This window comes from Lacrimispora sp. (assembly GCF_046972725.1).
Classification (GTDB): domain Bacteria; phylum Bacillota; class Clostridia; order Lachnospirales; family Lachnospiraceae; genus Lacrimispora.
In genome coordinates this window covers 58,771-78,993 of sequence record NZ_JBKVXF010000002.1, presented here as the reverse complement: position 1 = coordinate 78,993, position 20,223 = coordinate 58,771, and the positions used below count along the sequence as shown (strand labels likewise).

The 20,223-nt window shown below is 41.4% G+C and carries 27 protein-coding genes; 4 read left to right on the top strand and 23 right to left on the bottom strand.

Going from position 1 to position 20,223, the window contains the following annotated elements:
- Nucleotides 1-672: 672 nt before the first annotated feature.
- Together ACLTWA_RS08590 and gpr are read right to left on the bottom strand one after the other, a co-directional pair.
- Nucleotides 673-2,049: a stage II sporulation protein P gene (locus tag ACLTWA_RS08590; RefSeq protein ID WP_412327288.1), complete on the bottom strand. Its 1,377-nt coding sequence runs from the start codon at nt 2,047-2,049 to the stop codon at nt 673-675.
- A 55-nt stretch (nt 2,050-2,104) separates the two neighbouring features.
- Nucleotides 2,105-3,082, bottom strand: coding sequence for a GPR endopeptidase (gpr, locus tag ACLTWA_RS08585; protein WP_412327287.1), 978 nt, complete (start codon nt 3,080-3,082; stop codon nt 2,105-2,107).
- A 177-nt stretch (nt 3,083-3,259) separates the two neighbouring features.
- Between gpr and rpsT the strand changes: the two genes are divergently transcribed.
- Nucleotides 3,260-3,523, top strand: coding sequence for a 30S ribosomal protein S20 (gene rpsT / locus ACLTWA_RS08580; RefSeq protein WP_394523001.1), 264 nt, complete (start codon nt 3,260-3,262; stop codon nt 3,521-3,523).
- A 118-nt stretch (nt 3,524-3,641) separates the two neighbouring features.
- Here rpsT and ACLTWA_RS08575 read toward each other — a convergent pair whose 3' ends face one another.
- From ACLTWA_RS08575 to ACLTWA_RS08480, 20 genes are all read right to left on the bottom strand, one after another.
- Nucleotides 3,642-4,472: an N-acetylmuramoyl-L-alanine amidase gene (locus ACLTWA_RS08575; RefSeq protein WP_412327286.1), complete on the bottom strand. Its 831-nt coding sequence runs from the start codon at nt 4,470-4,472 to the stop codon at nt 3,642-3,644.
- Nucleotide 4,473: 1 nt separating this feature from the next.
- Nucleotides 4,474-4,629 carry a hypothetical protein gene (locus ACLTWA_RS08570; protein ID WP_412327285.1) on the bottom strand — a complete coding sequence of 52 codons (156 nt, stop codon included), beginning with the start codon at nt 4,627-4,629 and terminating at the stop codon, nt 4,474-4,476.
- Nucleotides 4,630-4,731: 102 nt separating this feature from the next.
- The gene (locus tag ACLTWA_RS08565) at nt 4,732-5,151 is read right to left on the bottom strand and encodes a holin family protein (protein ID WP_412327284.1); all 420 of its coding nucleotides are present in this window, start codon (nt 5,149-5,151) and stop codon (nt 4,732-4,734) included.
- A gap of 2 nt (nt 5,152-5,153) precedes the next feature.
- A complete protein-coding gene (locus ACLTWA_RS08560) occupies nt 5,154-5,303 on the bottom strand; it encodes an XkdX family protein (protein ID WP_412327283.1) in 150 nt (49 codons plus the stop codon).
- Nucleotides 5,296-5,757, bottom strand: coding sequence for a hypothetical protein (locus ACLTWA_RS08555; RefSeq protein ID WP_412327282.1), 462 nt, complete (start codon nt 5,755-5,757; stop codon nt 5,296-5,298). The genes ACLTWA_RS08560 and ACLTWA_RS08555 overlap by 8 nt, the downstream gene beginning before the upstream one ends.
- Before the next feature lie 19 nt (nt 5,758-5,776).
- Nucleotides 5,777-7,921, bottom strand: coding sequence for a hypothetical protein (locus tag ACLTWA_RS08550; protein WP_412327281.1), 2,145 nt, complete (start codon nt 7,919-7,921; stop codon nt 5,777-5,779).
- On the bottom strand, nt 7,911-8,465 hold the full coding sequence (locus tag ACLTWA_RS08545) for a putative phage tail protein (RefSeq protein WP_412327280.1): 555 nt from the start codon (nt 8,463-8,465) through the stop codon (nt 7,911-7,913). Before ACLTWA_RS08545 ends, ACLTWA_RS08550 begins: the two co-directional genes overlap by 11 nt.
- On the bottom strand, nt 8,449-9,528 hold the full coding sequence (locus tag ACLTWA_RS08540; RefSeq protein WP_412327279.1) for a baseplate J/gp47 family protein: 1,080 nt from the start codon (nt 9,526-9,528) through the stop codon (nt 8,449-8,451). The genes ACLTWA_RS08545 and ACLTWA_RS08540 overlap by 17 nt, the downstream gene beginning before the upstream one ends.
- On the bottom strand, nt 9,528-9,929 hold the full coding sequence (locus ACLTWA_RS08535) for a DUF2634 domain-containing protein (protein WP_412327278.1): 402 nt from the start codon (nt 9,927-9,929) through the stop codon (nt 9,528-9,530). The genes ACLTWA_RS08540 and ACLTWA_RS08535 overlap by 1 nt, the downstream gene beginning before the upstream one ends.
- A 15-nt stretch (nt 9,930-9,944) precedes the next feature.
- The gene (locus tag ACLTWA_RS08530; protein WP_412327277.1) at nt 9,945-10,259 is read right to left on the bottom strand and encodes a DUF2577 domain-containing protein; all 315 of its coding nucleotides are present in this window, start codon (nt 10,257-10,259) and stop codon (nt 9,945-9,947) included.
- Complete coding sequence (locus ACLTWA_RS08525) at nt 10,252-11,208, bottom strand: hydrolase (RefSeq protein WP_412327276.1); 957 nt, start codon at nt 11,206-11,208, stop codon at nt 10,252-10,254. Before ACLTWA_RS08525 ends, ACLTWA_RS08530 begins: the two co-directional genes overlap by 8 nt.
- Before the next feature lie 14 nt (nt 11,209-11,222).
- Complete coding sequence (locus ACLTWA_RS08520) at nt 11,223-11,888, bottom strand: LysM peptidoglycan-binding domain-containing protein (RefSeq protein WP_412327275.1); 666 nt, start codon at nt 11,886-11,888, stop codon at nt 11,223-11,225.
- Nucleotides 11,888-14,374: a phage tail tape measure protein gene (locus tag ACLTWA_RS08515; protein ID WP_412328105.1), complete on the bottom strand. Its 2,487-nt coding sequence runs from the start codon at nt 14,372-14,374 to the stop codon at nt 11,888-11,890. The genes ACLTWA_RS08520 and ACLTWA_RS08515 overlap by 1 nt, the downstream gene beginning before the upstream one ends.
- 66 nt (nt 14,375-14,440) lie before the next feature.
- The gene (locus ACLTWA_RS08510) at nt 14,441-14,608 is read right to left on the bottom strand and encodes a hypothetical protein (RefSeq protein WP_412327274.1); all 168 of its coding nucleotides are present in this window, start codon (nt 14,606-14,608) and stop codon (nt 14,441-14,443) included.
- Nucleotides 14,609-14,622: 14 nt separating this feature from the next.
- Entirely contained in the window at nt 14,623-15,051 is a 429-nt protein-coding gene (locus tag ACLTWA_RS08505) for a phage tail assembly chaperone (RefSeq protein WP_412327273.1), read from the bottom strand.
- 21 nt (nt 15,052-15,072) lie between these two features.
- Nucleotides 15,073-15,546, bottom strand: coding sequence for a phage tail tube protein (locus tag ACLTWA_RS08500; RefSeq protein WP_412327272.1), 474 nt, complete (start codon nt 15,544-15,546; stop codon nt 15,073-15,075).
- Between the two features lie 17 nt (nt 15,547-15,563).
- A complete protein-coding gene (locus ACLTWA_RS08495) occupies nt 15,564-16,862 on the bottom strand; it encodes a phage tail sheath family protein (protein WP_412327271.1) in 1,299 nt (432 codons plus the stop codon).
- On the bottom strand, nt 16,856-17,053 hold the full coding sequence (locus ACLTWA_RS08490; RefSeq protein ID WP_412327270.1) for a hypothetical protein: 198 nt from the start codon (nt 17,051-17,053) through the stop codon (nt 16,856-16,858). The genes ACLTWA_RS08495 and ACLTWA_RS08490 overlap by 7 nt, the downstream gene beginning before the upstream one ends.
- 13 nt (nt 17,054-17,066) lie before the next feature.
- A complete protein-coding gene (locus tag ACLTWA_RS08485) occupies nt 17,067-17,480 on the bottom strand; it encodes a DUF6838 family protein (protein WP_412327269.1) in 414 nt (137 codons plus the stop codon).
- Nucleotides 17,481-17,544: 64 nt separating this feature from the next.
- A complete protein-coding gene (locus ACLTWA_RS08480; RefSeq protein ID WP_412327268.1) occupies nt 17,545-17,775 on the bottom strand; it encodes a toxin-antitoxin system, antitoxin component, Xre family protein in 231 nt (76 codons plus the stop codon).
- A 136-nt stretch (nt 17,776-17,911) separates the two neighbouring features.
- Between ACLTWA_RS08480 and ACLTWA_RS08475 the strand changes: the two genes are divergently transcribed.
- Genes ACLTWA_RS08475 through ACLTWA_RS08465 form a run of 3 tightly spaced genes read left to right on the top strand, consistent with a single transcriptional unit; the run spans nt 17,912 to nt 19,128 of the window.
- Nucleotides 17,912-18,394, top strand: coding sequence for a helix-turn-helix domain-containing protein (locus ACLTWA_RS08475; protein WP_412327267.1), 483 nt, complete (start codon nt 17,912-17,914; stop codon nt 18,392-18,394).
- A 24-nt stretch (nt 18,395-18,418) separates the two neighbouring features.
- Entirely contained in the window at nt 18,419-18,874 is a 456-nt protein-coding gene (locus tag ACLTWA_RS08470) for an ImmA/IrrE family metallo-endopeptidase (protein WP_412327266.1), read from the top strand.
- 56 nt (nt 18,875-18,930) lie between these two features.
- Nucleotides 18,931-19,128, top strand: a complete 198-nt coding sequence (locus ACLTWA_RS08465; RefSeq protein WP_412327265.1) for a DUF6774 domain-containing protein — start codon at nt 18,931-18,933, stop codon at nt 19,126-19,128.
- A gap of 100 nt (nt 19,129-19,228) precedes the next feature.
- Here the strand turns inward: ACLTWA_RS08465 and holA are convergent, their stop codons facing one another.
- A complete protein-coding gene (gene holA / locus ACLTWA_RS08460) occupies nt 19,229-20,200 on the bottom strand; it encodes a DNA polymerase III subunit delta (RefSeq protein WP_412327264.1) in 972 nt (323 codons plus the stop codon).
- Nucleotides 20,201-20,223 lie beyond the last annotated feature (23 nt).

Here is a 20,223-nt window from a genome sequence, read left to right as displayed (position 1 = left end):
TTAAAATCACTGATTGTCCACTGTGAAAGCGATGAATTTCCCTGCCGTTATGCTGGAAAAACCCATTCCCAGTTGAAGATATTCATAATATCAGTATGGACAAGAACCAGTGAAAATCGGCCTTGTCCATAAATTCCCATAAATTCTATAATTGTTTTTCTGAATTGCATTAGTAATAACTGTTTTTATTTGCTTTCAATTAGCTTTAAGGCAAAATCGGGAACGTTACCGCCATCCATCATTCCATAACCGGCGGACGGAATAACTGCTACCGGTATTCCGTCAGGATCGTTTTTTTGCATTTGAAAAAGTATAGGCTGCCTGGGCCCCCATCAAAGCAACATCCAGCCCCTTTATATGTTTGAAAAGCTGGCTTACCGGAAATGCTGCAATATCTGGAAGATCATTACATGAATGCCACCTTAAACTCGACCGCCAGTTTTTTGCTACAGGAAGTTCCTTTAAGAAATTAATACAAAACCGGAAAATGGCACGTACCAAATTCCTTATTATTAATTCTAATCTGCCAATTGATGATCTTGCACATGAAGTCGGTTGTAATAAAATTTAAGTTTCTTTTATAAAAAGTTTTCTGAGCTATATGGTTTAAAACCTGGTGAATACAGAAAATCATGTTTATAATTAATGGAAGGAAAAAGGGTTTTATCGTGGTCAATTTCCCTTTAACACCATATCAAGAACTTCAGCAAGGGGTTCCATGGCATTTAATGCTTCCTGATATGTATTTGTCTGAGCGCCTACTTCAATCAGGGAAGACCTTGCTCTCAAATGCTGGTTGTAACGAAGCCCTTTTATGTATATTTTCCGGGTAAGGTTTGGGAAATAGGCTGCGGAATCAAGCTGCATCTGAAAGCTGAAGGCAAGATTCTTTTCCCGGTAGGGATTTGGCAGGTATTCTATAGGGCCCTCCGGAGTCTGACTGACACCGTTAAAAAACATTATGGGAGCAGTTGGTTTCCCGTTTACCTGATTGACCATATGAAGACTTTCATTTACCCCATCCCGGTGAATATCAAGGATCACTTCAATGGAAGGATTTTTCTGCAAAATACCTGTAATTCCTTCAAGTGCATAAGTATAGGCTTTATTCCGGTCCAGTTTTCCGTTTTGCAGGTCGTAAACAGAGGTATCGTGTATGACATTATATCCTTTATCGGTTAGGAGCCTGGTGAGATAGGTCCCGATTCCTACAACGGTGGCATCTGGCTTATCAGGCCCGTGATCCGCAAATTCCTCCTGGGAATGGGTATGGTAAATAAGTATCTGAGGCTTGTCATTTCCACCCTCCAGCGTGAAGTCCTCTGCCAGGAAATGATCCGCTTTCATAAGATCTCTGCCTGCTGTGGTGGAGGTATGTATGCTGTAGAAATGCTTCATAAGAAAATCATAATCAGCCAGCTGTTCTTTTCTATATGTGGTCCCCACAATCGGCCAGACATTACTGGCGGCACAGGTGAGAGAGTCATTCTTTCCGGCATTCACGTCTTGCCCCTGATTCTGATCGTTTGTATCTGCCGTTTCCTGTCCGGAAGAAGTTTCCGGTATCTGCTCTCCCTGGGCATTTTTCGTTCCTGCATTCACAGAGCCGTCCTCTCCGCTTTCTTCTCCGCCGTCATAAAGCAGAAAACTATGTTCTTCATAAAATTTCCCGCTTTCCAAATATCCTTGATAGGAGGGGTCTGCCTCTTCATAAGCGCTGTCTCCTTTGCTTCCGCCACCGGCAAAGCGGAAAAGAGGGGACTGGTTCATTAAGAAATGAAAGAATGCGCTGCCGATGGAGCCTTCGTTCTTCCCTGTCTCGTTTCCGTTTTTTTCTTCATCCCACACAGCCGCAGGATACTGGTGCCGCCAGATATAGGAAACGCCAAAACCAGCCCCCTCTTTTACCAACTCCTCTGCCTTGCTTAAATCTGCCTTTTTCCCGGCCTCAGAAGCTTCTCTTATACTTAAGAAAACGGCCAGAATCAGGATTACTGCAATCATCATATTTTTTATGAGCCGATTAAAATAATTATTTCTCTTATCCATAGCCGCCTTCCTGCATAATCATTCTTAATATCCTATGCAGAAGGCCTGTCATTTACTACGAATCTTCCTGTCCTAAAAATGCCAGATGGATTCCTTCTGAGATGGTAAAACTCAGTTCCTTAACTGTTTCATCGATATCCGGAGGGGTCACATAAAGAGGACCAAACTCCGGTTCCAGCAATTCCTTGATCAAATCGTACTGCTCATCAGAACTGAGCTTTCCGATAAAATCTCCCATCCCCTTTGTTTCCATATTTTCCGACAAAGCTCCGATCATGGCAGAAACCGTATCATGAACAATGGCAGCGGCACCAACAACCGTAGGAACACCAATGGCCATAACCGGAATTCCAAGGCTTTCCTCTGTCAGACTGTGCCTGTGGTTCCCAACTCCGGATCCCGGGTGAATGCCCGTATCTGTAAGCTGTATGGTTGTACCCAGACGTTTTACACTTCTTGCCGCCAGCGCATCGATGACAATAATTAAATCCGGCTTCGTTTCTTTGATGATTCCCTTTAAGATCTCCGCACTCTCCATACCGGTCTGGGCCATAACGCCAGGTACAATTCCGCTGATCACCGGCATACTTTTCCCCTTCCAGAAATCCTCTCCATACTGGACCTTTAGATGTCTTGTCACCTGGAGATTGTTAAGGACTCTCGGACCCAGGGAATCCGGCGTTACGGATGAATTTCCAAGGCCGGCCACCAGCACATGAAAGTCAGGTTTCCGGTAATTCTTTCCTTCTAACAGGCGGCTGATCTGGTTTGCCAGCTCTTCGGAAACTTCTCTGTGATAATCTTCGTCTTTGAGGGAAAGCTCATCTGCCTCCAGAGTAATGTAGGTGCCAATGGGTTTTCCCATGGCCTTTTCGCCTTTTTTGTCTAAAATTTTCACCTCGGTCATCTTTATGTGGCTGTCAGAACGATGCCATTCCCGAAGCGACACACCGGAGATTTCACCTCCGTCTCCAGGAAAACTTTCTTTTTCTTCTACCGCCAGATCGGTACGCACTTCAAACGTGTTTTCCATTTCTTCCTCCTTTCCACCATTTCTTAGGTATTTTCTGCAAAAAAGCTGGAATTATGTATTGACATATGGTATGAAATTCGTTAAAATACAAAGGTATGTTTACATTGAACTGTCCGTGTCCAGGCTTTGATGCAAAACAAAGAATAATCATATATCATTTTATTGGAGGTGTACAGATTGGCTAACATTAAATCTGCAAAGAAAAGAATCTTAGTAAACGAGACTAAGGCTGCTAGAAACAAAGCGATCAGATCCAAAGTGAAAACATCTATCAAAAAGGTAGAGGCTGCTATTAATGCCGGTGACAAGGCTGCTGCACAGGCTAATTTAATCAGCACTATCACAGAGATTGATAAGGCTGCTACCAAGGGCGTATATCATAAGAATAACGCTTCCAGGAAAGTATCCAGAATCACTAAAGCTGTTAACGCGATGGCTTAATTCATAGAAAAAACATTTATCCTGTTCAGACAAACCCGCTGAATGGGATTTTTTGTTGTGGATGCCTGGAGCTTCAACGATAAAAGGCGGGGCCGTTTTACCGGTCACCCGCCTTTTATTATACGATCTTAAGCGCACCTTCCTCATCGGTACTTAATGATATGGTCCCTCGAAACATGCTGCCGTCTTCTGTGGCTCTGTAAAGCTGGCCCTTCCAGATGATCCACTGGTCCTTTGCCATAGAACCATCGTCTGCCAGGTAATACCACTTTTCATCAGCTCCGGTTTTCCAGGTGTTTTTTACCATATGGCCGGCATCATCAAACCAGTACCATTTCTCACCGTCTTTATACCAGTCATTTTTTACATAACTGCCGGTATTTCCCAAATAAAACCTCCAGCCGCCGTCTTCCTCTATCCAACCGGATTTTAACTCTGCGGCTGTTACCAGCGTATCTTTAAATCCCTGCCAGGTATGCCTGGTGTGATTGTAAACATAGGGATTGGGGCAGATCTTTCCGGTTACATCGTAGTGACGTATTACATTTTCCTTAGGGACACCATATTTTTTCATCAGTTCCTTTGTCAGTTCCGATGCTGATTTTACTGTTGCATCTTCAAAATACCAATCTCTGCTGGTGTCTGTCTGGAGCCCTTTGTTTCTGACACATAATTCGATTCCAAGGCTGTTGCTGTTTCTGCATTCCGGGTGTTTGTAGGTCTTCGCACCGCAATGCCATGCAATGTTTTTGTCCTCTACAGACTGCCATATTTCTCCGTTAAATCCCACAAAATAATGGGCACTGGCGCCAATATACTGGGAGGCATAATATTTGCAGTTTGCTTCTGCTCCGCCTAAGGCCCCTACATAATGAATGACTATATATTTGATGCGGCCGATATTGCCGTTTGAATAGTTATATGGCGTTAATAGTTGATGAACTTCCATGTCAAATCCCTTCCCTTCTGCCTGAAAACCCCATCTCATCCGGGTGAAAGGACTCCCGGAAACGCGTGATTTCCGATTCGTCGGAATCCTTTAGATTTTCCTGGATTCCCATCAGTTCCAGGCGGGACATATCCTTTGTTGCCTCACTTTTTACCATAACTCTCACCTTGTCCTTTCTATTATATTACATTTTATGATATGAGAGAGTAAGGTAGAATGTCCCGGATATGGATTGATGGGGAAATCAGCTTTATATTTTTTATTTTGATGGCTCAGACTTCTGATTTAAAATGTTTATGGCTTTTGTTATAACAGTAGGAAGAGGGAGCCCCATAAGCCCTGCGTTCTCTACTATGGAAATCAGTTCGTTTGCCATAAAACCGATGACAACGGTATCCCGTATGTAGGTTGTCCCAATGGATAGATCCAGCCGGTGGGCGATCAGGACAAAGAACAGGGTCATGCTTTTTCTGCATAACCCTTTCCATCCGGCTTTGGATTCCAGGGTGCCTGTCTCGGTTTTTGTGCTGCTGTGAAATACTCCTGCTACTGCCAGGCCAGAGAAAAAATCAATGGCCATGAAGAGGAGCAGGGTGGCGATGCTGGTGTCCCAGCCGCCAAATAGGGGGGCTATGATACTGCCTGTTATGCCTACTGCTGTGCATAAAATATTTTTCATTATTATATTCCTCGCTTTGTTTCATACTCTTTTCCTGTGATCTCCCGGTATTCGTCCGCTGTGATCCATTTAGCTACTGCATTCCAAACCCAATTTAAGGGCCATAATTCCGTAATGTAAAAACTCTTTACCTTTTCAAAATTCTTACTCATAATCTACCTCCGTTTCAACTCCTGAAATCATCTGTAAATAAGCCAATTGAGCATTAAGATTGGTAATTTGTTTCTTCTGCGACTGTAATTCATCCTGAATATTTGGAGTTCTGTATTCCACGATAACAACTTCCCCCATAACTTCTTTATGTTTGGTTACGGTGTTTCCACTCTCATTGGTTTCCTCTACTGGTTCAATTCCAATTGGGAAAGAAGATTGTAAGGACATTAGACCAGTATACACCAGATTATCCTGTTTCCATTCTTCTACACCGTCCGCATCGTATTTTGTAACGGTGGTATTTTCGGAGAGATTTTTATGTATATCCGTCACCTTGTTTGATCCGATGATGATAGCGACCTTGGAAGTGTACCCGATCAAATCGTTTAAGCTACAACTGCCTTTTGCAATATTATAAGTTTTATTTCCAACTTTAATCGTTTCAAATTTCATATTCGCCTTTTTTCCTTCCTTATGAGTTTGTAAAATACGTACATGACATCATTATCGAGTACCCAGTGCTAACACTAGATATTGTTTTACAATGTAATGTACCATCATTATTCATTTGAGCATATGACATCAAATTATCATGTACAGTAATGGCTGCTCCCACATAAGTGGGTGGAAATCCATATATCATATACACAGTACCACCTGATAATGGTGTCGTTATTGTTGCACGTATTTGAACTGTTATCATTGCAGCACCATTTGAATTTCCGTGTCTAATATATCCGCCTTGAAGTGTTGCCCAAGTACATGATAACCCTGAAGTATTTAGACCGGATATTTGAGTACCACTTTCACCAATAATCATACTTCCAGAAAGAGAATTAGTGAAAGTATCTCCCTGCATTCTATTATTTACAAGTGTTACCTTAGCACTATTTGTAGCATATATCCCAGTACTGTTATTATTACCATCACAACCGGCAATGTATGCATGTGAATCATCTACATGAATTCCTATCAAGTGGCTTGAGATTTCAACTCTCACAACATCAATATTACTGTGGTTAGTAACATATATTGCGGTTAAATGAGATTTAGTGTTTTCAATTATTTTCATGTCGTAAAGTCGCACCGAATCAGATCGATCTACTCGTATAGGTTCTATAAATGCACCATTTTCATCCGTACATTCAATCATTCGTAGACCCTTAATGATAACGGTCGATGATGAAGCAAATATTCGGAATGATGATACAATACATTTATCAGAAGAAGTATAACTAGAATAGTTTTTGCTTTGTATTTCTATATGCCCACTATGATATCCCTGAATTATCACATTTTCAGGATAAGTACCTTCATCAATAATAACGGTAGCAGTATACCCTCCTAAATTTTTCGGTAACATATCTATCACATATTGTATGGTCTTAAATGGGTTGTCTTCAGTACCACCACCTGTAATATCACTACCATTATTTGATACAAACAATGTTATGTGAGATTGTAATGACCCTATCTTGGCACCAAATATAGAGGATATGATACCACCGCTGCGAATATCCGTGGTATGTACTGCATTTGGCTGATTACCTGCTGTTGTAATAATAGAACCATCTACTGCCACTAATGCAATTCCATTATTGGTACCAATGTTATTAATTGACTGAACTTTACTATTATTGAAAACATATATTGCATGAGTGTGGTTTGATAATTCTGAATTAGTTACAATAACATTACTACGTTTCACTATAATGCTTGTCATTAGAGGGTTATTTACTACACTCTTTATATATGATAATGTAACATTCATAGTATTATAAATTTCCACAGCATTATGACGATCATCTTCGCATATGTTTATTGAATTAATCTCAATCGCAGCAGTACATTCTCTAATATGTAATGATTTGATAATACAATTTATATTTATAGCATCTGGTTTATTTGAGCATAAAATTATACTACCATTTGTATAACTGATAATTTCAACATCTTCCTCACATGCACCATTACCAAGAATAATTTTAACCTCATGTGAATTTAAATTTTTTGGGATCAAACTCAATGCATATGTAATAGTTTTAAATGGTTTCGATGAAGAACCGTCCCCCGTGGTATCACTTCCGGTAGTTGCAACATACACCGTTAAGTTGTCATCAAGGGGCTTTGTATCCTTCAGAAATTTCTCAACTTTTCCCATGAAAACTTTTGTTGTCTCTCCCTCACCCGGAACCGGATACCTTTCTGTAGTACTTTCCAACGCCCCAATAACAGTCCCCGAAATATCCCCGCCAGAAGCCGAAACCTTCCCATTCCAGTCATTCTTTTCCGTATCAGTCACAAAGCGATGTGCAGCATCAGGAGTTAAGTCCTTTGCTTTTCCAGAAAAAGCCACATCTTTCATTTCTGAAAACCACTTTTTTATTTTCCCATGAGTTACGGATAAGGTTTCTCCCGATTCTATATTCTCTTTTAAGACTTCCTGCTCATATTCCGTAATAACTTCCGATGCGTCGCCATTTTTATCCATTTTCTTTTCGTTCAGCTCATTAAGAGACTCATCCAAAAGATCCATAGTCTTGTTGTATTCTGAAATATCATAGAAATCATCCGCTTCCGGTTTTGGAAGCTTATAGTTGTTTGTTTCATTCGCCACTGATAAGCACCTCATTTCTTATATGCCTGTGATTCCAGGCTCCCAATTGTTTATGTGTGAATTTGTGAAGCAAACCATGCTGGTTATAAAGAAGATCCAAATCAATCACCATATTGCATGGCACGAATTCTTCCAACAATGCTCTCACTTCGTTTAAATTTCGTTTGCTTTTCAAAGCTACACGGACTATGACTCTCTTTTCCGGAGTAATATCCAGCATGTATCCATCTTCTCCGCACAACACCTCCAGCTTTTGTCTTAATGTTACTTTGGTATACGGAATGATCCGGTTCCACTTGGATAACACCTTAAAGCGCCTGTCTTCCAGTGTGTCCTTAGATAATACCTGCATTTGCAGCATTTTTTCGTAACGGCGCAGATTTTCTGCATCTGAACCTGATATAAACTGATTCTGAAACAGCACCTCAGTCTCATCTTCCATTTGCTGGATCTCCGGCCCTATGACTTCCTGAATAGCACGCATTTCCTCATATTCCTTAAGGAAATCCGGTATATAGGACAATAAATCAACTTCTCGAATCAATTTCAATCCCTCCATATACCGGAATCTGATTTTTACTCAGTTCCAGATTTTCTGCAGCTCCATTGATCTGCGTATCTTTGATGTCATATATACCTTCTAACGCCAGTATTCTGGCTTCTATCTGGGATATTCTTACGATACAGCCATGATCCCCCAGACCTTCCCAGGATGCCCTAAGCTCTTTTAAGTAAGCTTCTGCCGCTTCTTTGATTTGAGCCTGCATGGTCTCTCCCCCATAACTGCTCTCATATTCCAGAGTGCATTTTATCTGAATCTTAACTTCTTCTGCCGTATCGACGGTTACCACATGATCGATAGGGGCCAGACCATCTCCATTTCCGGACATTGCCGGATCGATTGCGTCCTGCACTGTTTGTATCAGCAGCTCTGACGCTTTATTATAGTTGGAATCCAAAATGGTCAGCTTTACTGTGGAAGCTCCATTCCATGCCCTTGTAATTTTTGTGGCACCAACCCCTGGGATTCCATTGGTCTTATCCAGATAATCCTTACGGTTTCCGCTAAATGACTTTTCCATAAATGAATTGATATAGGCCTTACGGAATACCTCTGTGTCCTCTTCGTCTTCTCCGGGAATCAGAAGCTCTGTCAATTCAATCGATGTAAGCCCTGAGATATTTTCCACCGGAACCAAACGTCCAATCTGACGATTGCCAACGGCACCTGCTGTTTCACAGGTCAATTGATAGACACCATTCCCAATTATTTTTGTAACGGTATAATAGTAAATACCAAGACGAAACCGCTGACCTGATTCTATGGTAACCGTCTCAGGGACTGCAACTGCTTTAAAAACGGCGTTTGTTGCCGGCCTTGGCTCCATGCCTCTCTCTGCAGCCCTGCGGATTAAATTTTCTCTGGAAGCCGTTTCCGCAAATGTCTCCCTTAATATGGTATCAAATTCTATGTACATGACCTGCATTTCCGCTGCTGCCGGTGCTAATGCCGTATAAATAAGAGACCCTTCCCTCTTATCAATTCCATTGGGAACACGGTCCAGCATACGGCTCATAATCGTCTCATACGTCATATCCTCATACATTAAATATTCACCTCTTTCTCTGCCTCAACTTCTCCCCATACGGTATGCACGGTAAATGATACATGGAGCTTCCTTTCAGATAAATCAAAGGAAAACGAATCCACATCTGATATCCTGTCATCCTGCTGCAGCGCTTCTCTGATCCGCTTTTTAATTTTTGCTTTAACCAGTCCTGTCGGTTTCCCAAACATACCTTTAAGTTCCATGCCATAGCTCCAGCTATAGATCAGCCATTCAAAACGTTCTGTATTAAGAATACAATAAACAGACTGTTTCACTGCTTCCAAGCCATCTACCATATCAATGATTCTTTTCTTTTCCGGATCCATCCGAAATGTCTTTGAAGGCCTTTGAACAATTTTTAAATTTCTTTGTAAAATATCACCTGCTGCCGGAAGCATAAAATCTCTCCTTTCTTACCATACGCCTATGACCACATACTGCTGACCGCCCCTTTTTTGAAGAAGAAGCACCTTTTTTCCTGTTTTTAATACACCTTTTACAGTAACTGCTACTTCCCCTGTTCCTGGAATGCTGAGGATGCGTTCATGGTCTTTCAATTGTTCAGGGATAATGATCTGGGAATGGAATAAAGTGGTTTTCTGGCTTATCTGAATCTCCATAGGATTTTCATTTATTATTGTCCCTGGTATAACATCGCACGGATCTCCTGCTTCCATTGCCTGAATGACAATCCTTTTTATATTTTCAACCCATTCCACATCAGCCATTAATATTTGCTCCTCTCAAGGTTAAATCCATAGTATGGATTCCAGTGTCAATTTTGTGGGTTACGGATTCAACTAATAGATAATTCTTAAGAACCATATCTTTGATATCCATCACCACCGGAATCAGACAGCCTGCCCGCACTCTGATATCCCCAAATGCATCTTTTATGGTCAGAGTTCTGGAAGGCTGGTTGTGCTTGGTTAATTTCTTTTCCGCAATTACCTGTCCGTCAACCCCTTCGTCAATGGTTTCATCTTTTTGGAGAACCCCCCACTTATTGATATTTTCTAAACTTTTCACCATATAAATTTCTCTTTTCTTCGTCGTATTGTTATCATGATAGAGCTTGATCTGATTATATGTATTACTGTCTATGCTGACCTTGTAGTCATAATCCTGGGCTGTTCTATCATCAATGACAACATCCAGCTTCATATTCTCCATATCATTCAAAGTCAGTTTTCCAGCATCATCGTAAAATACAAACAGCTTTTTCTGATAGATCATGGCAAGGTTTAAATTGTTCATAATAATATCAAACAGTGTTTTATCTTTTTCATTTCTGCTTAGCTTTTCTCCGGTATCCACTAATTTTCCAACATTTAAGTTATAATCCCCTGCAATCATTTTAATCAAATCACCAGTCGTTAAATCCGTATAATTATAGCTGTCTTTATTTTTCAGATACCGGAGCTGGTCGTAAGCGGTAATTTTCACCTGACCGCTGCTGTTCCAGCTTCTTTCAAATATAAATCCGAAAAAAACCACGGTCCCATCTACATCCAGCCGGAGGGCATTGCCCTCCTCAATGTTCAGGATGCCATCCGGGATCAAAGTAAACGTACATTTCCCCGGCTGTCCGCTTAGCTGTATCTCCCAGGTGATACTCCCCTGGACCACAGGCTCATAAACTGTTTTTCCATTTTGGATATATAAATGCGCTTCCATTGCTCCCTTCCTTTCTATGGCATCGTAAGAATCTGACCTGGGTAAATAAGATTGGGATTTTTTACCTTATCCCGGTTTAAATTGTAGATTTCCTGCCACCGGCTGCCATTGCCAAGCTGCTTTTTGGAAATTGACCAAAGACAGTCTCCTTTTATTACCGTATAGGTTTTGGCCTGAGGCGGTTCCCCCTGCCGGTCTTCCCCGGATTTTGCTGCTTCTGCATTTTCCTTATCCAAAAGAATAAAATTCATGATGTGAGTTCCATAATGCCTGTATTCTTTCAACGTAAGCGATATAAGAACATCAAGTCCTTCGGACACATCATCAGATACTTTGTATTCTTCCAAAGTAACATCCAAACTGGTGTCAAAAAAACTGCCTCCGCCTGCTCCTTCACGAACCACAATCAATTCAAATGGGGTTTTCCCTTTTTTTAATTCCGCAAGCCTTTCTATAAATGCTTCTGCATCATCAAAGCTTCCATCCCACACCGCACAAGGGTAATCCATCTGTGGAATTATTATATCAATGCTGATTTCTGCAAGACCTGCAGGTTTTAGAAGGTTAATTTCTTCTCCATTTATTAAGTTTACCGTCTTATTCTGGCTGCTGTACTTGATTGGAATTTTTTCAGGCGGCAAAGGAAGCAGCATATCATCAATATAAATTTCATAAGCCATTATCCATTCACCCCTTCCGCAAAGGAACAAAGTACTTCCGCTGTTGTATCACTGAGCATACGCAGAACATTATCTACATCTGCTACATTTTTAATGGTGTTGTTGTTATTTACATCCAGCTTCAATTCAGCAAGCGTAAACCGGTTGATTATCTCCTGCTCCGCTGCTTCCCGCATATATTTTAAATCTTCATCCATCACATCCATGGTATCTGCCATAGCCGCAGTGTTCATGGCGGTATCACCGGTGTTTTTACTTATGCTGTCTGAGATTCCTGATGCCCCGGGTGAATTATCTTGATTGTTCCGGTTGAAATTGCTCTCAATTGAAGAAAGGTCCGGCTGATTTCCATTGTTTGAATCCCCACCAAATGAAGAAGGATCAAACAGATTATTTTTATCTCCCAGAATTCCTTTCATATCACCAAAACCACCACCAAGCAGATTGCTATTGGCTCCCTTATCATAAGCATTTTTACCAGATTCTGTATAGCTTTTGCGTTCCTTGGGGAATCCAAATTGCTCTGCTAATTCCTCCATATCCAAAGGTTTAAATTTTTCTTCATACTTTCCGTTTCCATGATCCTTTGCAAATTTATCTCCCAATGAAGATAAATCTTCTCTCCAGACTTTTACCGAAGCTTCCATATCTTTCCCGAAAACCAAATCTAAGCCTTTTGCTATTTTCTGAATTACACTAAGAACCGAATCTGCCATATCGAAGAAAAGATGAATAATTGAACCAACCGGATCATTAAATAGATTTGCAAAGAAATTTGCAAAAGCAACCCCTTTGTTTACTATAAATTCAATCACAGCAAATACTAATTCACACATTTGCATAATACTGTTTTGAATAAATGCTGCTACGATAGAGAAAGCAGCGCATATTAATCCAGTCGCGCTGTATGAAGTCCCGGCAAATTTATTAACGATTGCCACTGCTGCATAAAATACTGCAATTAAAGCAATTATAGCTATAATTATAAGACCGATCGGAGATACCCAAAACGCTGTATTCAATGCATTCTGTGCAGTTTCTAAAATTAAAGTTGCTGCTGCTCCTGCTAATTCACAAGCTTTTTTTGCATTTAAAGCCGCAATAATTCCATATATAACCGGCCCAATAATCGACCAATTATCTGAAACAAATCCTCCTACAAGTCCAATACCGTAGCCCAACATGCCAAAAATTCCGTTGATATTTTCTACATTTCCTTGCAGTCCTGTTGTAAAGTCATTGAGCGTACTGGTTATAACATCAACCACTCCGGTCATAGGACCTGCCAAACCCATATTAATGGTATTTACAAGACTTGTAAGCGCACTGGTCGCATCACTGAACTTAAGCTGATTTAGTTCATTTAAATTTTGAGAAGTGATTTGGACTGATCCGTCTAAATTGGATAAAGCAGCTAAGCCCTGTTGCCCCAATTCTCCCCAAGAGTCTCCAAATAATTTTGTTCCGGCAATATTCCTGCTTACTGAATCATCCATATTATTAAGCGCGTTTACCGTCTCTAAAAAAGCTTGCCTTGCTGTCTCCCCACCGCTTCCAAAAGCTTCTGTCATTTTTCCAGCATCAAGTCCCAGCGCAGAAAATCCTTCTGAAGCCTCCTGTCCTCCGCTGACAGCTTTTGCTGAAAACTCACTCACCGCATTTCCCAGCATGCCAACTGAAACATTGCCATTTTGTGCTCCATGAATCAGCATATTAAACATTTCCTGACCACCAAGACCCAGATTCTGAAACTTCTCGCTGCTCTCGTTAATCGTTTGCAGAAGATCACCATTTTTATTTAAGCCAGCCTGTGTCGCCTGAATGATCAAATCAAAGGATTCTGCCCCTTCTAAGCCAAACTGCTGCTGGAGCATGCCGGCAGATTTTATACTGTCTGTCAGACCGTATCCAAAGGTATCCTGCAAAAGCAGTCCTGCACGGGTTACCTGTTCTAAGCCTTCTCCTGTTTTTCCTGTCATTTGATAAACGGAGGACAGGCTCTGAGCCGCTTCCTGGGGACTTTTGCTCATATTGTCTTTATATAAATTTTGAGCACTTTGCTTAGCCGTATTAAGGTTTTCACCCTTCAACCCGGTTTGAGCTTGAATGGAATTGCCGGCCATTTTTACATTATTTGCCTGTGCGATTATATCCATCGGACTATTAGCAAGTCCAATTTTATCCATACTGCTCATAACTGTTTTCCATGCTTTATTGACCTTTTTGATCCTATCCTCTTGTCGCTCTGTAGATTTATTCAGATTTTTCTGCTTTTTATCTGCCTCAGATATACTTTCTGTTACTTCTCTATATTCTCCATCTATAATATCAAGACTTTTTTCTATTGATGCAAATGATGGAAAGGCCAACGATCTTGAAGCATTTCTCTGAAAATTTTCCAACGATCTTGTGGCGCTTTGAATCGAATTATCAATGATACTTAACACCTTGCTTGCTCCATCATAGATCTGAAGCGAATATTCCACTGAAGCCAATTAAATTTCCTCCTTTCCGCCCATATTCGGAAGGGCTCTCACAGGCACCCTTCCCCTTTACCGATATCTCCCTGCCTTTGCCTTGGCAGCCTCTTTTTTATCATTTTCCAGCTTCAACTGCACGGCTGCCATAACAAAAGCCCGCTCATACCGGTCAAGACTTAAAAACTCATGAGGCCATTTGTGGAGCTTATGGAGGCAATAGTAGGCAATATTTGCCTCCATATCGCCTCCCTCAATTAGTTTTTTGCCTCTTCCACCTGTTCTTCCAGGGTAGTGTCAAAACCATTCACCTGCTGAATGCGCTCCAGGTAACCGGCGTATTCTCCGGCTGTCAGCATGGCTTTTAACAGCGCATCCGCACCCATTACATGGTAGGAATCCTGCAGACCTTTATCATTTAAATTGGGATAAACCGTACACTCTGCAGCCAGTTTTCCAAGATATAAATTAAAATCTGTCTCCTGTGTGTACTGACCCTTTTTGCCTGTCACAGGCACTCTTTTTGTACATTCTCTTCTTAAATCTTCATCTTCCTTGGAAGTGATGGCTTTGATCTCCCATTCCACCGGTTTTTTATCGGCTCCTACAAACCGTCTGGATGCTACAAACTTCTCACGATCCGCTTTCACAGCATTCTGGCTTAAAAAACAACTTAAATCTCCCATAATCTTATTCTCCTTTTTTCTTTACTGCATTCCTGCAACTGTTCCGAACCGCTCCGGCATTTCCCAGCTTTCAAATGTAAACTCAAATTCGTCCTCAAGGTATTCACCGGTCGCGTCAAATTTTGTTATAATCCCGCCATTTAAGTTACAGTCCTTTAAAATAATGGTCTGGCGGCCCACACTTGAAGTAGGGTCTTCATTTGTAACCTGAATATCAAAATAGATGTCTTTTCCAGACTGCTGATACTTATACAAAATATCCCGGAAAATACTGGTGTTGTAATGGAAGGTTGCAGAACCGGTTCCCTTCATTCCAACCGTCTTGTTGCCTTTCATTGCCCTTCCTAAAATCGGAATTTCGGACTTCACCTTCTCAATTTTTGCTTCCAGTTTTAATGCCTGCATAAAATTGTAACGTTCATTTTCAATGGTGATATAACACTCTGCTTTTGTTGCGCTGATTGCATCCCACGCGTTCATTGTAATATTACTCATTATTCATTACCTCCTTTTTATGATACAACAACTGTCATGTATAAAATGCTCATACAATTAACTGGCTGGACCGGGAAATTGACCACAACGGATCTCTTTCCTTCCCCTTTTTCTACGGTGATTGCTTCCGAATCCAGAGCCTCAATGGCCCGTAAAACTGCCAGCTGCTTTCCATATGTAACGATCTCATTCCAGAGACTTACCCTGCCTGCGGCATCATTGGAAATCTTTCCAAGATAACGTGTATTAAATAAAGAAGCGATATCATTCCCAATCTGATCCAGAACCCGAATGGTCTGATTGTTGGAGAAATCCTCTCCTTTTTCACTGGTATAAGTGACCAGTGTATTGATGTCTGTTAGCACCCGGATCCCATCTAAGACCTTATGAAAAAGGAACTTTCCTGCTTTCATGCCGTTTGCAAGCTGAGTCTGTGTATAGGAAGTCTTAACCGTGTACTCTCCGTCATAGATTCTGTTTTCGTTGGTCTTATTGATCTCACAGGCAGCCTCTGCTCCTGTTACCCAATAAACAAGTCCTACCGGAGACTCCTCTGTTTCATTTTCAACGGAAATAATTCCTTCATGGTCGGCTTTCTCATATTGATGCATGACCGTCTGAAATTTGACACCTGCTTCGTCTCTCATCCGTTTTGTAAAAGCAACAAACAAAGCTTTCACCTTATCATCTGCAGAAGGGCAGCAAAGAGTTTGAAATGAAGTGCTTTCTATCTTATTTAAAAATACGGTATAATCCTCACCGGTTACACTGCTTCCATTGGTACCGCCCGTAAATGGAAGTCCGGCTGCTTCAGCAAGAGATGCCTCTTTTTTAAAGGTAACATATTGATTGTCCTTTAATTCCAAAGCCGCTGCTACTGTCTGAGCGTCCACCTCTCTGCCTGCAAACAGAGTTTTTACATCAAATTTATTTTCATCATCAACATTTTTTGTAATGATTGTCATCAGACTGTTTCCCCGTTCGCCGGAATACTTTGCCACAGCGTAATCATTGGAACTTTTTATCCCATCATTTAAGCGGTAAAAAATCCCTTTTGTCATATTTTTAAACAATTCTCTGATTGGAAGCATCGGGTCCTCATCTGCAGAATAGCCAAAAATTTCTTTTGCATTTTTCTGAAATTCTTCTGAAGTGACCTCAAATACCTCTTTTTCCGGTCCCCAGGACAGGACCATGGGGATTGCTGCCACACCACGGGTTCCTAAAGACGCATTTGCAGAAACACTGTTTACAAAGTTAATATACGCACCTGGAAACACCTTATTTTGAACTGTAAAATTTCCTCCACCTAACATACTTTCACCTTTCCTTTCATAAATCGATTCATAATTTCATCTGCCTCGGACCGCGTGTATCGCGTTCCATCTTCAAGCAGGGCACACAATAAATCACTTTGATTGCAATACCGTTCTGAACATACAAGCTGTTTCTTTGTAAAACGTTCACTGTCTGCCTGCTTTTTTAACTTTTCATCATTCTTTGCCAAAACTGCACCTCTCTTACATTAGTTTCATGTGTTCCATTGACGGTTCCGCCGTATGGGATTTTAAAATATAAATCTGATAATCCACCTGAAAATCTAAGATTCCTCCCTCAATCGTTCCATTTCTGCTGCTGCCTTTAAAAGAGGAACCGTCTTCTGCAATGACATATTCAAACTCGTTCATCAGAATATCCAGTACCTGATTTATTTCTCTGGAAGCATTCTCCGATTCTTTCGGATAATATTTAACAGAAACTCCAATGCTGCGGAAATACCGGCTGCCATTGACCGGCTGTTCTTCAGAATTTGTGATCCCAACTTGAAAACAAGGTTTACTAACTCCCTCGCCAAGGGGATTTACAAAGGTTACTATTTCCGGAAAATGGATCTGCAGCTTCTTTACAATCCCATCCAGAATTTCGTTATACATGCATTCCCTCCTTCGTCTTTTTCTTATCTGCCATTCCAGCACCTCCTCTCCATCCTCCAATTCACTATGTAGTCTTTTTGTCTACATTGTCAGTAAAAAAAATTTCGTCTCTCTTTTTCAAAGACGTAATCTTCAGCAACTGACACAAGCCTTTGATTTCTCCAGCCTTAAATTGGCTCTCATTATTGATTTTCCTGAGAAATCCATAGTTGGATAAGCCTAGTTCCGCTGCTATCCAGCCCTTTTTCAATCCGGACCGCTTGATCTCCTCATTCAGACGAACCGTATCTGTCATATCCGCCCTCCTTCTTGTAGTCATTTCGTCTACATTTGCTACTATACTCCTCTGTATCATTTTTGTCAACACATTTTCGGAATTTTGTTGAAAAGTTTTCTACAGCGTGGTATAATACCGATATGGAGGTGATCCTATGGAGATAGGTCATATCATTAAAAAGAGGCGGGAAGAACTTGGTATTTCCCAGGAAGAGCTGGCATTAAAGGCTGGCTATAAATCCCGTTCATCCATTAATAAGATCGAGGTGGATGGCAGAGGACTTCCTCAGTCAAAGATTGCGGCGATTGCAAAAGCACTGAAAACCACCCCTGCATTTTTAATGGGATGGGAGAATGACACTGCTTCTGCATTTGATTATGTCAGCAGCTGCTTCGGCATGGATGCCGGAGAGATGCTTGAGAATTTCCACCAACTGAATGAAAAAGGTCAGAAAGAAGCATTAAAGCGTGTAAAAGAAATGACACATATCCCTGAGTATATCAAGGATCAGGGCAATGCAAGGATTGTGGATAGACAGGATAAATCCTACCTTGCTCCTGTGGCAGCTCATGAGAGAACGGATATAGAAGTGACTGAGGATATGAAACGGCACGATGATGCATTTTTTGATGAATAAAATTAACTCGCTGAGGTGATTTGATTGAATTATGAAGCATTATTAGAAGAAGCGGAATCCATTGGAATTACCATAAAAGAAAAACCGCTGATCGCCAACGACGGACGGATCCGGGGTACTAATATCCTGATCCGCCAAAATATGCCGGACTGCCAGAAGGCCTGTGTGCTGGCAGAAGAACTGGGCCACTACCACACCACCACCGGCGATATTTTAGACCAGTCTGATGTCAGCAACCGGAAACAGGAGCGTACAGCAAGGCTCTGGGCCTATAATAAGATGATTACCCTGGAAAAGCTGGTTGCAGCCAAGGAAGCCGGCTGCCGGAACGGTTATGAGACTGCAGAATATTTAGATGTAACGGAAGAATTTTTGCAGGAGGCTATCTCCTGCTACCATGCGAAATATGGAAAGGGCTTTCAAAAAGACAATTATCTCATTCTTTTTGAACCATTTAATATTTATAAGCTGTTAGATTAAAATTTCTCTGTCTTGTTACGGTTCTCTTACATATACTATTCAGAGGTGATGTCTTTATGCAATCCTGTGATCTTGTCATGTTCGTTTCCTCTCTGGCCTGCTGTATTGCAAAAGACAGGACCGATGAGGAAATCGCACTGCTCAGCTGTATCTTTTCCCAACTGGGTGACACTCTGGGAACCATTTCTGCCCAGGAGGCTCTCTGCTCCAGTTGTTTTGATAAAGATCCGTGTTGCTGCAAAGATGAGAACTAACAAGCAGCTTCCTTTAAGATACACCGGAAAAAACCCAAAAGTATCATGCATATGGCAGGTCTGCATGATACTTTTGGGTTTTACTATATTCTCTGATTCTTTAATACTTGTGTGTCAGCAAAAGCTCCACTGCCAGCCGGTCTAATAGCTTTCCGGTCTTTACCGCTTCTTCTGCATCCACACACAGATTCACATAGGAAAGGATGGCTTCCTTAGAAAAGGATCTTGCCTGAGGCATGATTTTTCCGGCAGCAAACGGCGGAATCTTAAGCTTTGATGCAATCCCGCTTTTATCCATGCCTTTTCCCATCAATTCCTTCACCTGCAGCAGCTGGTTAAACTGCCTGGCAATCAGGAACAGGATTCTCATAGGAGGTTCTTTTAACGTCAAAAGATCCTCGTATAAATCCATAGCCTTTCTCGTCTGCCGGTTGACAATGGCAGTTACCATTTCAAAAATCTTATTGGTGACCCGTTCGGTACAGATCGCCTCCACATCTTCAGCGGTGATTATATCTCTGCCGAGCGTATAGCTGACCAGCTTTTCCAGTTCCATTCGTATGTTTTCCATATCATCCCCGGTCTTGCTCAAAAAAAGCTCCATGGTATTTCCCGTGATCTTTTTTCCTTCTCTGGACAACAGGGTGCCTGCCCATTTTGCAAGCTGCCCCAGGTCCTGGCGCCCCATCTCACAGACATAACCGACCTCTTTCACCTTTTTAAACATCCTGCTTCGCTTATCCACTTCGGATTCCACGAATATCATACAGGTAGTATCCGGAATCTGGGACAAATAAGCTGCCAGTTCCTCTGCCGGACTCTTGAAAAATCCGCTGTCTTCAATAAGAATCAGCCGCTTTTCCGCAAAAAAGGGCATGGTATCTGACAGGCTGATCAGTTCCTTTATATCGATTCCTTTCCCTTCAAACTGATTGAAATTGACGGTATCTCCATCGGTTATGGCAGCCTTCATTTTATTTTTATAGCTGTTCTTTAAAAATACTTCGTCTCCGTATATAAGATACACCGGCTTAAAGCTGTGTTCTTTCATATCCTGAGTCAACGTCTGCATGATGCCTTTCCTCTCTTTTTCCT

Coding starts and splice junctions, on each gene's coding strand:
- ACLTWA_RS08590 (WP_412327288.1), bottom strand. CDS start 2,049: ATGGATAAGAGAAATAATTATTTTAATCGGCTCATAAAAAATATGATG.
- gpr (WP_412327287.1), bottom strand. CDS start 3,082: ATGGAAAACACGTTTGAAGTGCGTACCGATCTGGCGGTAGAAGAAAAA.
- ACLTWA_RS08575 (WP_412327286.1), bottom strand. CDS start 4,472: ATGGAAGTTCATCAACTATTAACGCCATATAACTATTCAAACGGCAAT.
- ACLTWA_RS08570 (WP_412327285.1), bottom strand. CDS start 4,629: ATGGTAAAAAGTGAGGCAACAAAGGATATGTCCCGCCTGGAACTGATG.
- ACLTWA_RS08565 (WP_412327284.1), bottom strand. CDS start 5,151: ATGAAAAATATTTTATGCACAGCAGTAGGCATAACAGGCAGTATCATA.
- ACLTWA_RS08560 (WP_412327283.1), bottom strand. CDS start 5,303: ATGAGTAAGAATTTTGAAAAGGTAAAGAGTTTTTACATTACGGAATTA.
- ACLTWA_RS08555 (WP_412327282.1), bottom strand. CDS start 5,757: ATGAAATTTGAAACGATTAAAGTTGGAAATAAAACTTATAATATTGCA.
- ACLTWA_RS08540 (WP_412327279.1), bottom strand. CDS start 9,528: ATGTATGAGGATATGACGTATGAGACGATTATGAGCCGTATGCTGGAC.
- ACLTWA_RS08535 (WP_412327278.1), bottom strand. CDS start 9,929: ATGCTTCCGGCAGCAGGTGATATTTTACAAAGAAATTTAAAAATTGTT.
- ACLTWA_RS08530 (WP_412327277.1), bottom strand. CDS start 10,259: ATGGCTGATGTGGAATGGGTTGAAAATATAAAAAGGATTGTCATTCAG.
- ACLTWA_RS08525 (WP_412327276.1), bottom strand. CDS start 11,208: ATGGAAGCGCATTTATATATCCAAAATGGAAAAACAGTTTATGAGCCT.
- ACLTWA_RS08520 (WP_412327275.1), bottom strand. CDS start 11,888: ATGGCTTATGAAATTTATATTGATGATATGCTGCTTCCTTTGCCGCCT.
- ACLTWA_RS08510 (WP_412327274.1), bottom strand. CDS start 14,608: ATGGAGGCAAATATTGCCTACTATTGCCTCCATAAGCTCCACAAATGG.
- ACLTWA_RS08505 (WP_412327273.1), bottom strand. CDS start 15,051: ATGGGAGATTTAAGTTGTTTTTTAAGCCAGAATGCTGTGAAAGCGGAT.
- ACLTWA_RS08500 (WP_412327272.1), bottom strand. CDS start 15,546: ATGAGTAATATTACAATGAACGCGTGGGATGCAATCAGCGCAACAAAA.
- ACLTWA_RS08495 (WP_412327271.1), bottom strand. CDS start 16,862: ATGTTAGGTGGAGGAAATTTTACAGTTCAAAATAAGGTGTTTCCAGGT.
- ACLTWA_RS08485 (WP_412327269.1), bottom strand. CDS start 17,480: ATGTATAACGAAATTCTGGATGGGATTGTAAAGAAGCTGCAGATCCAT.
- ACLTWA_RS08480 (WP_412327268.1), bottom strand. CDS start 17,775: ATGACAGATACGGTTCGTCTGAATGAGGAGATCAAGCGGTCCGGATTG.
- ACLTWA_RS08475 (WP_412327267.1), top strand. CDS start 17,912: ATGGAGATAGGTCATATCATTAAAAAGAGGCGGGAAGAACTTGGTATT.
- ACLTWA_RS08465 (WP_412327265.1), top strand. CDS start 18,931: ATGCAATCCTGTGATCTTGTCATGTTCGTTTCCTCTCTGGCCTGCTGT.
- holA (WP_412327264.1), bottom strand. CDS start 20,200: ATGCAGACGTTGACTCAGGATATGAAAGAACACAGCTTTAAGCCGGTG.